Source organism: Lysinibacillus sp. fkY74-1 (genome assembly GCF_053165895.1).
Map to the genome: position 1 here is coordinate 759,596 of NZ_CP170173.1, position 13,945 is coordinate 773,540.

At 36.4% G+C, this 13,945-nt stretch carries 14 protein-coding genes; 12 read left to right on the plus strand and 2 right to left on the minus strand.

The genetic code is table 11. The features are described from left to right. Positions 1 to 492 precede the first annotated feature (492 nt). Positions 493 to 1,365 (minus strand): glycine betaine ABC transporter substrate-binding protein, encoded by an 873-nt coding sequence (locus ACE1MS_RS03520; protein WP_031418785.1) that lies wholly within the window; start codon positions 1,363 to 1,365, stop codon positions 493 to 495. Positions 1,366 to 1,607: 242 nt separating this feature from the next. Here ACE1MS_RS03520 and ACE1MS_RS03525 point away from each other — a divergent pair, with 242 nt between their 5' ends. The 8 genes from ACE1MS_RS03525 (at position 1,608) to srtB (ending at position 9,348) form a co-directional block, all read left to right on the plus strand. Continuing rightward, positions 1,608 to 2,180 carry a manganese efflux pump gene (locus tag ACE1MS_RS03525; protein WP_012292996.1) on the plus strand — a complete coding sequence of 191 codons (573 nt, stop codon included), beginning with the start codon at positions 1,608 to 1,610 and terminating at the stop codon, positions 2,178 to 2,180. 216 nt (positions 2,181 to 2,396) lie between these two features. Next, positions 2,397 to 3,014 carry a heme uptake protein IsdC gene (gene isdC, locus ACE1MS_RS03530; protein ID WP_031418787.1) on the plus strand — a complete coding sequence of 206 codons (618 nt, stop codon included), beginning with the start codon at positions 2,397 to 2,399 and terminating at the stop codon, positions 3,012 to 3,014. A gap of 1 nt (position 3,015) precedes the next feature. Next, complete coding sequence (locus ACE1MS_RS03535) at positions 3,016 to 4,440, plus strand: NEAT domain-containing protein (protein ID WP_012292998.1); 1,425 nt, start codon at positions 3,016 to 3,018, stop codon at positions 4,438 to 4,440. A gap of 83 nt (positions 4,441 to 4,523) precedes the next feature. Next, on the plus strand, positions 4,524 to 5,795 hold the full coding sequence (locus ACE1MS_RS03540; RefSeq protein ID WP_230591369.1) for an NEAT domain-containing protein: 1,272 nt from the start codon (positions 4,524 to 4,526) through the stop codon (positions 5,793 to 5,795). Between the two features lie 25 nt (positions 5,796 to 5,820). Then, the gene (gene isdE, locus ACE1MS_RS03545) at positions 5,821 to 6,726 is read left to right on the plus strand and encodes a heme ABC transporter substrate-binding protein IsdE (RefSeq protein WP_036160863.1); all 906 of its coding nucleotides are present in this window, start codon (positions 5,821 to 5,823) and stop codon (positions 6,724 to 6,726) included. Between the two features lie 95 nt (positions 6,727 to 6,821). After that, positions 6,822 to 7,787 carry a FecCD family ABC transporter permease gene (locus tag ACE1MS_RS03550; protein ID WP_012293001.1) on the plus strand — a complete coding sequence of 322 codons (966 nt, stop codon included), beginning with the start codon at positions 6,822 to 6,824 and terminating at the stop codon, positions 7,785 to 7,787. A gap of 5 nt (positions 7,788 to 7,792) precedes the next feature. Continuing rightward, positions 7,793 to 8,563: an ABC transporter ATP-binding protein gene (locus ACE1MS_RS03555; protein ID WP_197149205.1), complete on the plus strand. Its 771-nt coding sequence runs from the start codon at positions 7,793 to 7,795 to the stop codon at positions 8,561 to 8,563. Then, positions 8,560 to 9,348, plus strand: a complete 789-nt coding sequence (srtB, locus tag ACE1MS_RS03560) for a class B sortase (protein ID WP_197223815.1) — start codon at positions 8,560 to 8,562, stop codon at positions 9,346 to 9,348. Before ACE1MS_RS03555 ends, srtB begins: the two co-directional genes overlap by 4 nt. Before the next feature lie 69 nt (positions 9,349 to 9,417). On the opposite strand, the gene ACE1MS_RS03565 is transcribed toward srtB, so the two are convergent. Then, complete coding sequence (locus tag ACE1MS_RS03565; RefSeq protein ID WP_281486721.1) at positions 9,418 to 9,855, minus strand: VOC family protein; 438 nt, start codon at positions 9,853 to 9,855, stop codon at positions 9,418 to 9,420. Positions 9,856 to 10,276: 421 nt separating this feature from the next. Here ACE1MS_RS03565 and ACE1MS_RS03570 point away from each other — a divergent pair, with 421 nt between their 5' ends. From ACE1MS_RS03570 to ACE1MS_RS03585, 4 genes are all read left to right on the plus strand, one after another. Then, entirely contained in the window at positions 10,277 to 10,804 is a 528-nt protein-coding gene (locus tag ACE1MS_RS03570) for a YceI family protein (protein ID WP_025113709.1), read from the plus strand. Between the two features lie 186 nt (positions 10,805 to 10,990). Beyond that, positions 10,991 to 11,917 carry an NAD-dependent epimerase/dehydratase family protein gene (locus ACE1MS_RS03575; protein ID WP_012293006.1) on the plus strand — a complete coding sequence of 309 codons (927 nt, stop codon included), beginning with the start codon at positions 10,991 to 10,993 and terminating at the stop codon, positions 11,915 to 11,917. A gap of 101 nt (positions 11,918 to 12,018) precedes the next feature. Then, on the plus strand, positions 12,019 to 13,299 hold the full coding sequence (locus ACE1MS_RS03580; protein WP_036160870.1) for an AAA family ATPase: 1,281 nt from the start codon (positions 12,019 to 12,021) through the stop codon (positions 13,297 to 13,299). Then, positions 13,296 to 13,871 carry an RloB family protein gene (locus tag ACE1MS_RS03585; RefSeq protein WP_012293008.1) on the plus strand — a complete coding sequence of 192 codons (576 nt, stop codon included), beginning with the start codon at positions 13,296 to 13,298 and terminating at the stop codon, positions 13,869 to 13,871. The genes ACE1MS_RS03580 and ACE1MS_RS03585 overlap by 4 nt, the downstream gene beginning before the upstream one ends. Positions 13,872 to 13,945 lie beyond the last annotated feature (74 nt).

A 13,945-nucleotide genomic window follows, 5' to 3' on the forward strand; every position in this document is an offset into this window, starting at 1 on the left:
AAACATTTAACTGAAAAGTCATACGGGAAAAATTCGTAAAAATATATAATCAAGCGTGCTTTAAAATTTTCTACCATTACTAGTAATAATAAATGTTAGGGTGAAAAAAGTTAAGAAGTGTAAATAAATTCATAGCCATGAAGATGGTGAATAAGAATGGTTAATTCTTATTCATTAGGGCCCCCTGTTCAAAAAAGAGTAAAGATAGTAGAATAGCCTAATGTTTCAATACCGTAGACAAACTTTAAAAAGTTTTAGTTGTGTTTTCCGCAGAAGTTCTCCTTCGTTCCCATCAACTTTTCCCCATTTAGTATTGATTGTAAAGGAGTGTTAGTTATTGGTGGAATGAACTTGCACTTGATCGACAGCACAGGGGTCACAATTTAAAACTAGTTTCAAGGTGATCACTTCTAAAAGGAGGATTACAGTTGTAAGTAGTCCATTATAATTAGAAAATCCATTTACTAGTGATGAGTAAATGGATTTTTTCATTTATGATGACTTCCCGTCTTTTGTCCAGTCAGCTACTTTATCTTGATTGTCGTTAATCCATTTCTTGGCTGCTTCCGTAGCACTCATACCTTCCATAATATCAAACATCACACTTTCAATATCTTCGGCAGTCCAATAGAAACGATCTAGGACATCATACGCCTCAGATGCATCTTCTTTTAATCCTTTACGAGCGAATGTACCAATATATTCTTCTGTACCATATAAACCTTTAGGGTCTTCTAAATATTTTAAATCGTAGGCATTAAAGATCCAGTGGGGTGACCAACCTGTAATAATGATTTCATCATGGTTTGAAATGGCTTGACTAAGGGCTGCGGTCATGGCACCGGCTGAAGAGGTTAAAACATTCCAACCTTCTAAATTGGGATATTCCTTATAGGCATTTTCGGTTGTAGCCATCATATTAGCCCCTGGTTCAATGCCTGTAATTGTTTTATTGGCTTGAGTTGTTAAGTCTTCAATTGAATTAACATCCATATAACTTGGAACGACTAAGCCAATTTTAGCACCAGTAAGGTTTTCGCCTAAATTCTCAATTTTATCTTTGTATTTCTCTACTTGAGGAGCATGTGTTTGCGGTAACCAGGCAGATACCATACCGTCAACCTCACCGTTCGCAAGTGCCTCCCACATGATGCCATTGTCTAATGGTGTTAGTGTTACATCATATCCTAAATTTTCTAATACTTGTCCTACCACATGAGTAGAAGCAACCTCTGTATCCCATTCAACATACGCCAAGTTAATTTCTTTTTTATCTTTCGTACCAGCATCTGCAGAACCACATGCAGCTAATAGTAGTAGGCATGAAAAAACAAATCCTATCTTCCATACTTTTGAATATCTCATCATATTCCCCTTTCAATAATTCCTTACCTCTTAGTGAAAATTAATAAATATCAATAAGTAACAACTTAATTTTATATACAAGTTGTTACTTTTGTCAAATAGAGGTTTCCTGTAACTCATGCAATAAAATGAAGAATGAATCATGGAAAAGGTGCTGAATAAGGGACTAAGAAGCCCATAGATTTTTAACTCGATTACATATGATAGGTGAAAATGGAGACTGGGTTTTGAGGAGGCTTAGTATGCACTGGATTACTATTATTCTAATAGGGATTGCTGCAAATCTAGACAATTTGGGGATTGGGCTTGCTTATGGTGTCAAGCAAGTTAAAATCCCTATTTTATCGAATGCAGTGATCGCTGGCATGTCAATGATTGTCACATATGTCGCTGTAACAGCTGGCAGCACTGTTGTTGAATACATTTCACCGCATACTGCCAATTTATTAGGAAGTTTACTATTATGCGTTATAGGCATATGGACCTTGATGTCCAATAACTTTTCTAAACAGCGGATAGCAGGGAACCCTGAGCTTTTTGATGAAGATAAAAATTTAGTGATCTCAACTCGAGAGGCAATGGCACTCGGTTTTGTATTGTCAGCTAATTGCTTGGCAGGGGGCATTGCCATTGGAGCAAATGGCATCTCTGCAATATGGACAGTAATTTCCATCGGTGTCTTTTCTTTTGTTACGGTGGGGGTAGGCAGTCAATGTGGGGCGTTGCTCGCCAAAACGTTTATTGGCAGGCATTCAACAGCTATTTCAGGATGGTTATTATTATTGATTGGTATTTTAGAGATGTTTGCTAAATAAAATGATGAGCGAGAGTATCACCAAATTTTGGTGATATTCTTTTTATTAGGAGGAAAATTTGACATATTGAGGACGAATTTGGATTAATAGTTGACATTGACTGGCAGTAACGATTATTCTTGGGAGTAGAATCGTAATTGAGAATTATTTTCGTTTACATGGAAGTGAATCTATCAATTAGGATGTTTTATTATGACTAAGGGAGGCGTGCAACACATGAAGAAAATGCTCATGTTGATCATGCTTGTTAGTATTTTTTTCGTTAACTTCGGGTTAACGCAAGCATCTGCTCAGCTGGCTGATGGCACTCATTCGATAAAATATCAGGTCAATAAACCTGAAAGTAATTCCGCATCCATTGCTAATGATTATTTTGTAAAACCGGCTAAAGTGACGGTGAAGAATGGCACTGCTGTAGTACAAATTACATTAAAAAACAGTGCATGGATTACGAAATTTCAACCACCAGGTGGAGCAACTGTAGTAAGTGAAGATCAAGCAGCAGATACACGAACGGTACAATTCACTGTTAAAGACCTAACAAAACCTGTAGTAACAGCGATGAAAATTGATATTGATGATATCAATTATCATCATGAATACAGTGTATCACTTGTATTTGATGCCACATCAATTGCAAATACAGCGACTGCTTCTACTCAACAGACAGAATCCAGTAAATCTCAACCTACTTCTTCAGCAACTACAACTGGAAGTCAAGTGCCCAATCCACAAACAGATGATGCAACACCTTATCTATTAATCGTTGCGTTAGTGGGGTCAGCATTTTTACTTTATAGAAAAAAACTACAAACAAAAACGGAGGGTCAATAAAATGGCTAAAAAACGTCAATCACGTGCAACTAAAATAGTACTAGCTTCATTGTTAGCAGCATCTCTTACAGTTCCTTCCTTTGCATCTGCGGCAGAATTAGTAACAACAAATACAGAAGTGAAGGCAGAAACAACGAAAGCTGCTAAAACGGATTCAGTTATTAATTTCCAAATTTTTAAAACAGGTACGACAGAAGCACAGCCTGCAATTAGTTCTCATTTAGTACCACAAGGAACAATCGTTGAAAAAGACGGTAAATTTGAAGCTCAATTAACAATCACTGCTAAATCTGCACCAATGATTGCAGGTCTACAAACAAAACAAGGCGATACATTTTTAGATGCTAAAGAAGTAAAAAATAACGACGGTACTATTACATACAGTTTCCCTGTGGTTGTTGATGAAGTTAAATCAGCAAAAATCCATGTAGTTGTTCCTTCCGCAAATATGGATAAATGGTATGATTTTGATCTAAAAGCAGTGAAAGAAGTAAAAGAAGAAGTGAAAGTGAATGAAGTTGCTGTCACTGTTTACAAAGATGGTACAACAGAAGAGTCGATGATGAAACAATATATCGCACCAAAAGTAGGAGTTACTGTAAAAGACGGTAAAAATGTTGTGACAATGACATTCCCTCAAGGTCAATATGTAAAAGGTTTCACTGTAGAGGGGAAAGAAGCAACTTTAGTGAAACAAGACGATGCAACAAATTCACGCACATATTCATTTGAAGTTAAAGATTTGAAGAAACTGGTAAGTGCTCAATTACACATCGTTGTAAATGAACCAGCCCAAGGTGTGAAGTATGATTCGAATCATACAGTACAATTTAGCTTTGCTGTGGAAGGTGCAGTGAAACCAGTTATCAATCCATTTAAGGACATTAGTAAAGATGCGAATAAAGATGCCATCCTATCACTTTACAGCTTAGGAATTGTGAAGGCACAAGACAATTTTAGACCAAATGACAACATTACACGTTCTCAATTTGCTTTAATGGTGGCACGTTCATTGAACGTATCTTCTACAAAAGATGCTGGATTTAAAGATACAGGTAAGCTTAGTGCGGAAGCTGTTCAAGCTATTAATGCATTAGCTGAAGCAGGCATTGTTAAAAAAGCGACAAACTTCAATCCAAATGATACACTTACTCGTCAACAAGCAGCTGTCATGATCTATCGCACAATAACACATGTAGCAGGAAAAGAAATGAGCTTTGGTGACACAGGTCTTTCTTACTATGCTGATGGAGCAAAAGTGAAAGACGAAGAAGCAAAAAAAGCCTTTGCACTTCTATATGCAGGTAAAGTAATGACTGGTTCTCCAACTGCTGATGGCAAAACAGTTATTGATGCCAACAGTCCATTAAAACGTTCACATATGGCGAAAATTTTAAATGGCTCATTGCAATACATGAATAAATAATAAGGATTTTTACAGCAACTTCCTTTCTCATATTTTATGGGGAAGGAAGTTCCTATGTGTTTAAAATGGGAGGAGACCATGCAATGACAATCATAAAAAAGCACATTTGTATTTCGGCTGTTTTGGCAGTTTTATTGCTTGTTTTCCCTCCATCCATTCTTATGCAAGCAAAAGCTGAGAACCTTGGCATAATAGATGGTAGTTATCAAGTTGAACTAAGTTTTTCTCCTATTGAAGGGTTTGAAGGAAATCTTTTTAAACATAAAGCAACTCTCACCGTAAAGGATGGTCAGTATCAATTAACTTTGGCACTTGAACAATCATATTCTGTACGCGACATACATATCGAACAGCTTGGCAATGAAATTTCTTTGACTCAAGATATAGAAAATTTAGTTCAGTTTGATGTTTTGGCATTACAAGACCCGATTGTTATAAAGGGCAATGTGGAGCTTGCAGCTGAAGAATCTTATTTTTCGTTCACTCAAGAGCTGCGAATAGAGATAGCGGGACTTACTCCGAATGTTCCTCAGGAAAAAAACAAAACGGATGAAGCTGAAAACTTAGTTGTAGAAGAAACAAAAGGCCAAGAATGGGCAGTGGACTATGTATTATTAGCGGATGGTAAAAATGAACCTTCTATTTTGAATAACTATGTGAAGCCAATCGCAAAGGTTATTGAAAAGGGTGGTAGATACTATGCGCAAATGACTATTTTACAATCAGCTTGGGTGACAGGTCTACAGATAGATGATAAGGGAAATCAGATTGAACCAAAGCAAGTTTCTCTTTTAGATAATGTACGCATGGTGGAATTTGAGGTTGAGGACTTAACACAGCCGTTAAGAATGTGGGTAAAGATTGATATTCCTGACATTTCTTATCATCATCAATATTATGTTCAGCTAGTATTCAATCAAAAGCAGGTTTCATTGCTTTTACAAAAACCCACGAACGAAAAACCTACTACGCAAGTCGTACGTGACAAGTCGGTGGAAACGGAGCAACAGGAGCAGGTACAAAAGCCACCAATACAAATAAGTAAAGAGAATGTTTCTAGCAATGCCACACAGACATTACCAGCTATTCAAACACCCTTGCTTATACCAAAGGAAGAAAAATTAACATTTGATCGTACACTTGATGAACCAACTGATGAAGCTTTAGAAGAAGCATTAGAGGACAGCAAAACAAATGAGGAAACTACGGAAACAAAAGTAGTAAAAAAATCGACTGCAGATCAGCAAATGGAGCCGTTAAACTTCGTAAAAATTATTGGGCTAATGGTTATTTGTCTTGTATCAGGATGGTTACTGATTAAGCGTATTAGGAAAACCAAAAATTTAGCTGACTGAGCAGAAATAAGTGGGGGATGACACAATGAAAAAAGATTGGAAAATGAAGGTACTGTTGCTGACATTACTATCACTAATTCTTGCTGCATGTAGTAGCAGCGATCAAACAGAAAAAAAAGAGACAGTTACTGATAAAGAACAGGTAACAGAAGATAGTGAGCAACGTATTATTGCTGGGACTGTAGTGGTAGCGGATATCCTTGATAAGCTGGAGCTTGATGCAATCGCTGTACCTGAAACAGAAAAGCAATTAGCAAAGCGTTTTGATGGTCTGCCAACAATCGGTAATGCGATGGAGCCAGATATGGAAATTGTTAAGTCATTAAATCCAACAGAAGTATTATCCGTTTCCACTTTAGAATACGATTTACAGGATAAATTTAAACAACTTAATATTCCTGTTGATTTTCTTAATTTCCAAAGCGTTGATGCCATGCTAAAGGAGATAACATCTCTAGGAAAACGCTATGATCGTGAAGCTCAAGCCGATGCATTAGTAAAAGATCTACAGAAGAATATCGAGGCAGTCCAAAGCGTAGCTGCGAATAAAGAAGGTCCTCGCGTATTAATTTTACTAGGTATACCAGGGAGTTATCTAGTAGCAACAGAAAATTCCTATGCCGGGGATCTTGTCAAACGAGCAGGGGGTATCAATGTAATGGAAGGGCAAGATGCAGAATATCTATCTTCTAATACGGAATATCTTCATAATAGCAATCCGGATATTATTTTGCGCTTATCACATGGCATGCCCGATGAGGTTGTGGAAATGTTTGATGAAGAATTTAAAACTAATGATATTTGGAAACATTTCGATGCAGTGAAAAACGGTAAAGTCTATGATTTAGAGGAAGAATTATTCGGGACGACATCCTCCTTGCAGGTACCACAGGCTTTAGGACAGCTGATGGAAATTTTCTATCGTAAATAGTAACTCGAATGTCGCTCGTATGATCAGTATTTTTACTCGTCATAGAGCGTTTTTCTTATCCTATATGGAATAAAAAAAGAAAAAGGAAGTCCGATATGACAAAAAGAATCGTCAGTTTTTTACTTGTAATTTTTTTATTACTGGTGACAGTGATTTATTCAGCATCAACAGGTAGCATTAAAATGGGCTTTTTTGAGTTTATAGGGGCATTATTTAATGAGGGGAATAGTCAAATGGAGGCTATTCGTGATTTACGCTTCCCACGTATCATTGTGGCATTATTTGCAGGTGCCGCCCTTTCAGTTTCTGGGGTGCTTTTACAATCGGTGATGCGTAACCCATTGGCAGATGCAGGGATTATCGGAATATCTTCGGGTGCAGCATTTGTCCAATTGTTTATTGTTGCCTTTTTCCCCACATTATTTTTTATGACACCCGTGTTAGCATTTATGGGTGGAGCCTTAGCCTGTACGCTTGTCTTTGCATTATCTTGGAAATCTGGCTTAAGCCCGCTCAAATTGATTTTAGTAGGGATAGCGATTAACGCTATGTTTACAGGCTTAACCGAGGCTATGATTAGCTTAGGCGGCTCCTTAAATATGTCCGCATCCAGTGTTATTGGTTCTAATCTAACCATGCGAACATGGAAAGATGTTTCAACAATTGTGACATATGGTTCAATCGGATTAATAGGTTCTCTTGCTTTATATAGTTGGTGTAATTTACTCGTATTACAAGACAAAACTGTTAAAAGCTTAGGATTTCAAGTTGTGCGAGCACGGTTATTAATTGCAGCAGTGGCTGTCTTACTAGCAGCTGTTTCAGTTGTTGTTGCAGGAGTTATTTCATTTGTGGGTCTTTTAGTACCTCATATTGCTCGCAGATTAGTTGGCCATGATCATGCTGTGCTTATTCCGTTTACAGCATTGGCAGGAGCATTACTAATTTTATTAGCAGATACAATTGGACGTACAATTGTTGCACCACTTGAAATCCCGGCGTCCACCATTATGGCCATTATCGGTGGACCCTTCCTAATATTCTTATTACGAAAAGAGTGACAAGCATGAATATACAAGACATTATTGTATCGCATGATAATACACGTAATCATTTAAATGGTGTTTCCACATCAATTACAAAAGGCAAAATTACAACAATAATTGGTCCGAACGGCTGTGGGAAATCAACTTTATTAAGTGTCATCTCTCGTCTGCATTCACCTAAATCAGGAAATGTCCTGTTAGAAAATAAAGACTTACTAGATTATAAGCCTAAGGAATTTGCTAAAAAACTAGCCATAGTATATCAGCAAAACGATATACCGAAAGATTTAACAATTGAAAAATTAGTCGGTTTTGGTCGTCTTCCCCACCAAACATTGCTGAAAAAGGACAATGAGGGAGATGCAAAAGCCATTGAATGGGCACTGGCTTGTACAAATTTACAACAAAAGAGTTCAACAAATTTAGAGGCGTTATCAGGTGGGGAGCGGCAACGTGTCTGGATTGCTATGGCTTTGGCACAACAATCAGAAATACTATGCTTGGACGAGCCGACAACATATTTGGATATTTATTATCAGCTAGAATTATTAGAGCTTGTCAAAACATTAAACGAGCAGCACGGCTTAACGATTATCATGGTGCTACACGATATTAATCAAGCTATTCGCTATAGTAACCATATTATTTTAATGAAGGATGGTAAAATATTTGCAGAAGGTACCCCACGTGATGTAATTACGAAAGATGTTATTAAAGAGGTATATGGGGTTAACGCGGTATTTAATGAAGATCAACAACTTGGCTATTATATGATGCCAATGGGGATATGAATGGTGATGGGATGAAAAAGAAGGCGTCAAAGTTTGTCACATTTCTATATGTAGCAATATTTTTATTTTCTGCATTTTCCCTTGCAAAGTATCTATATACGTACTATGAGACATCAAAATCGCTGAAGGAAGTGCAGGATATATATCAAGCTACATTAAGCACTATTGAAGATCAGCCTGTAAATCAAGAGGAAGAAACTCAAGCTCCTTCAACGATAAGACCTCAATTCCAAGATTTATTAGCAATGAACCGTCAAATTGTAGGATGGATTTCAGTGGATGGAACAAAGTTAAATAATCCAGTACTACAAGCTGACAATAATGATTTTTATTTAAATCATAATTTTAGAGACGAGGAAAGTCGTGCAGGCAGTGTCTTTATGGATTATCGAAATAATATTGTTTCTATGAGTCAAAATACAGTTTTATATGGTCATGCTATGAAAAACAATACGATGTTTGGCAGTCTAAAAAATTACTTAAAGCAAGACTACGCGAATGACCATCCCATTATTTATTTAGATACCTTATATGAAGGGTATGATATCGAGGTATTTGCAGCATATGAGACAACTATTGATTTCTACTATATTGAAACGGATTTTACAAGTGACGGAGCTTATAAGCAATTTCTAGAGGAAATTCAAAAGCGATCATCCATACAAATGGATGTCGCTATAAGTCCCGGTGATAAAATCCTGACATTGTCTACCTGTAAGGATTCAGTGATGAGTGACGATCACCGCTTTGTTGTTCAGGGTAAATTAGTAAAACGTGGTGAATAAATAGAGCTTGACTTTCTTTTTATTGAGGAGAACCTTCACTGTCAAGGTTCTCCATCTTTTTAGCCTTTTTTATTGGATTTTCTCCGCCAACTCTAAAATAATGCCCTCAGGACCACGCACGTAACATAATTTATAACTTTCTTCATATTGCTGTATCTCACTAAAAATTTTTGTACCACTTTTTTTCAATTTAGCAATAATACCTTCAATATTTTCAACATTAAAGCAAATATGTCGGATTCCAAGCGTATTTGCAAAAGTTGGCTGTATACCTTTTTCATCAGAAGGCGAGTAAAATTTCACTAGCTCTATCCATGTCTGACCATCAGGCATCCCCAATCCTACACATGCCGTTTTTGCATAATTAAGCCCTACAATTCGGCTCAGCAGTTCTCCTTGTAATTCCCATTCTGCTTTCACTTCAAGCCCTAGCTCAAGAAAAAATGCTTTAGCCTCTGAAAGATCATTCACGTTTATGCTCACATGATCCATTCTATTGATTTTCATACCTCATACCTCCAAGTCCTCTTCGCAGAATTATATAACAAATGGATGAAAAAAAATCCTGATACGATCATGAATTTTGATAGACAAAGGATGATACATAAAAACTCTTTAACGTTATGCTTTATTTATGGCTAATGTGGACAAACCTATGCTTGTTCGAAATCGTAAATTGAATATTTCAAATTTCAAAAAGAACTTTTAACAAAAAATAATTAAATTACTTGACGTAATTTAATTATTAATATATAGTAAGTTACATAAAGTAATCAATTACTTTTCATAACCAAAGTAGTACAAAAAGATAAGTAACTACAAATGTTTAGCCTAATCAATGTTGGGTAACATAATTCATGTAGTTGCTTCATATTTTAAAATATATCTCGAAATCGAGATAAAATCAACTTATTGGAGGAATTTTAAAATGGCAAAATGGAATATTGATTTAGGGCACTCAGCAATTAACTTTCAAGTAAAACACATGATGGTATCAAAAGTGAAAGGTGTATTTGATAAATACACAGCGGACATTGAGGCGGCAGATCTTGCAGACTTAACAACTGCTAACATTAGCTTTACTATTGATCCAGCAAGTATTAATACACGTAGTGAAGATCGTGATAACCATTTAAAAGCAGCGGATTTTTTTGATGCTGAACAATATCCAACAATTACGTTTAAATCAACAGACATTACTAAAAAATCTAGCGATGAATATTCAGTAACAGGAGACTTAACTATTAAAGGTGTAACAAAATCAGTAACATTTGATACAGAATTTAATGGCAAGGGTACTAATCCTTGGGGGCAAGAAGTATATGGTTTTGAAGCTGAAACAACTATCAATCGCGAAGACTTTGGTTTAACTTGGAATGCAGCCTTAGAAACTGGTGGAGTACTTGTAGGTAAAGATATTAAAGTATCAGTTGAGTTAGAAATTAACCCAGCTTAATAAAGAGATTTTCTTGCATGCTTGAAGGTATATTCAAGCATGCTTTTTATATGTCCAAAAAAAGGTATGTTCTTAAGAAATATTCTAGTAATGATATTTTGTAAATTAATTCCATTGAGTATGTTTTTTGCATATTTTTAGCAAATTCTGCATATAAATCATCATATTGTTTTTGGGGGCGATAGGATGAATGTATTAGTGACAGGTGGCTATGGTTTTATTGGCAGTGCAGTAGGTAGGCGTTTTTTTGAAGAAGGTGCATCTGTTTATATTATTGATAATTTAAGTACAGGTCACTTACGGAATGTTGATTTTGAGCATAAATCTTATCTTTTAAATGTGGAGGATGAGGTTTGTGAGCACCTTTTTAAAGAGACACATTTCGATGTGGTCATTCATTGTGCAGCACAAACGAGTGTTCAACAATCCTTACAGGAGCCAGTAAAGGATATTTTGACGAATATTGTTGGGCTAAGTCAAATGCTCTTTTTATCATCTAAATATAAGGTAAAGCATTTTGTTTTTGCCTCCTCAGCTGCTGTGTATGGAAATAGTCACTATCCGCCACTAGAAGAAACAGATGTGTGCGAACCTATATCAATGTATGGGCTAAACAAGAGCATAGGGGAAACCTATTGTGAAAAATGGCAAAAGGATTATCGGTTACCTATCCTTATTTACAGATTCGCCAATGTTTTCGGTCCAAGACAACAAATGCAAGGTGAAGCTGCTGTCATCCCAAGTATGTTAAAGAGTAGCATGGAGGGAAGACCCTTTACAATTTATGGTGATGGTGAACAGACACGTGACTTTATTTACGTCGATGATATTGCAGATGCCATTTATGCCGGTGTCCATTCAAGATTACAAGGTATCTATAATGTGTCCACAAATGAAGCGTGGTCTCTTCATCAAGTGATTTTGTTGCTTCAGCATTTAAATCATCCACTTGAAATTCAATATGCACCCGCACGAGAAGGAGATATTGAACATTCATTTTTAAATAATGACAAATTAGCCAATGCAATTGGTTGGAGACCCAAAATTTCTTTTGCAGAGGGAATTGAACGTACGTTGAATGCTTTACAAGTTGATAAATTGGCGGAAATTTAACTATATAGAGGATTCGGCATATTACACAGTGTAATATGTCTTTTTCTATGTCTATAGTATAATAATTCATTAAAGAAATGGATGTGGACGGAGGCTTACATATGCTTGTAGATTTTAGAGTGAACAATTGTCTAAGCTATAAAGAGGATACATTATTTTCAATGGTAGCAGGAAGTCGTCTACGAAAATGGAAGGATACCCATACCATACCGTTGGATGATTCACTTCGTGTCGTGAAAAGTGCATTTATCTTTGGGCCGAATGGAAGTGGTAAATCCAATCTATTTACCGCGCTTAAAGTTTTGAGAACCTTACTCTTTAATTTTGAGAATTTAAACAATGTTAAACAATTACGCCTGCCTTATCAACCATTCAAGCTAGGAAGTCAGCAGGGCCAACCAACAGAATTTATGATTTCATTATTTTTGGACGGTGCTTTGTATGAGTATGAAATTCAGTACAATGCTTCCATCATTCTATATGAGCGTCTTCACAAGACAACTCATAATTTGAAGGAAGAGCTTTTTGTCCGACGATGGGATGGTGTGGATTATTCGTATGAAACAGCTCATTCGACTGCACAGGAATTAACAAAATATACGCGGAATAATACAGCCTTTATATCAGTGCTACATGTTTTTAATGATTCAGACGCGTTAAAGGTATTCGATTGGTTTTTACATAAAATGCTGTTTCTAGATGAAGCGAATCGGTTATCAAGTCATCCTCTAATTCGTAAACTTGAAGAGGAGCCCTTTAAAAAAGAGGTCATCAAACTTCTTAAAATTGCCGATTTTTCAATTCAAGATGTCACGGCAAGACGTGTGGAGCGCAGAGAAAAAAATACCATTGGCTACGAATTTGACAGCCCTGAGGTCATTCAAGAAGTTGATATTGACCTACATTATTTATCATTTGATGAATCGGGTGTGCCCATCGGAAACGAGACGATCAATTGGACGATGGATTCTAAAGGTACAGTGCGCATGTTGCATTTAGCTTGTGTGATGGTAGATGCTTATAATAAAGGAAAAACTATTTTTATTGATGAATTCGATACAGCTTTTCATGTATCAATTTGCGAATTTCTAATGGCAATCATGAATAGTAAACGTAATACGAGTAATCAATTTGTCGTGACGAGTCATGAAATAGAGTTATTGGATCAGCCATTGCGTTCTGATCAAATTTGGTTTGTTAATAAAACCTTTAAAAATGAATCTGAGCTCTATTCTTTATTTGATTTTGCAGACTTGCAAAAAAAGCGTGGCGACCTTTCTTATGCAAAACGTTATTTAAAAGGAGAATTTGGCGCAACGCCCGTTATTAATGAATATTTATCTGAACAATATTTAGAAGAAGCGGAGGTATCTGAGCAGTGAGAGTACGTCAACAAGGGAACCGAACACTGCGGAAAACTATTTTAATTTATTGTGAAGGTGAAACGGAGCGTATTTATTTTGAACAGCTACGTATTTTGAAGCGCTCTAAAATGGTGAGTGTCAAAATAAAAAATGTTAAACGATCTGCCATCAAGCTTGCTCAACATGCTTATCGGGATTCTAGTTATCAATATTTTGATGAGGTCTGGATTGTTTTTGATAAGGATGATTTAACAGAAAAGCAATTGGAGGAAGTAAATCAATTTTGTGAGGAAAAAGAGATTCAAATTGCCTATTCTAATGAGGCTTTTGAATTGTGGTTACTTTTGCATTTTGAGGAAGTGGATAGCTCGGAAAAATATCCACGTGCCGTCTTAAATGACAAAATGGAACAACACCTCGGTGTGAGCCGATATTTCCGTCATAAGGCTGATGAGACGATTATTGCCCCCATTGCATTACGTCATGAAGTAGCGATTAAAAATTGTACAGACATGATGGCTCTTCGTAGTTCGGAGAGCCGTGACAACCCTTACTGTAACATACATGAAATGATACGATACATATTTTAAAAACGGTAGGTTCTTTTTGTGACGTAGGGGTCCTACTCTTTACTTTAGTGGAAATAGATTGTCAAATAAATGCA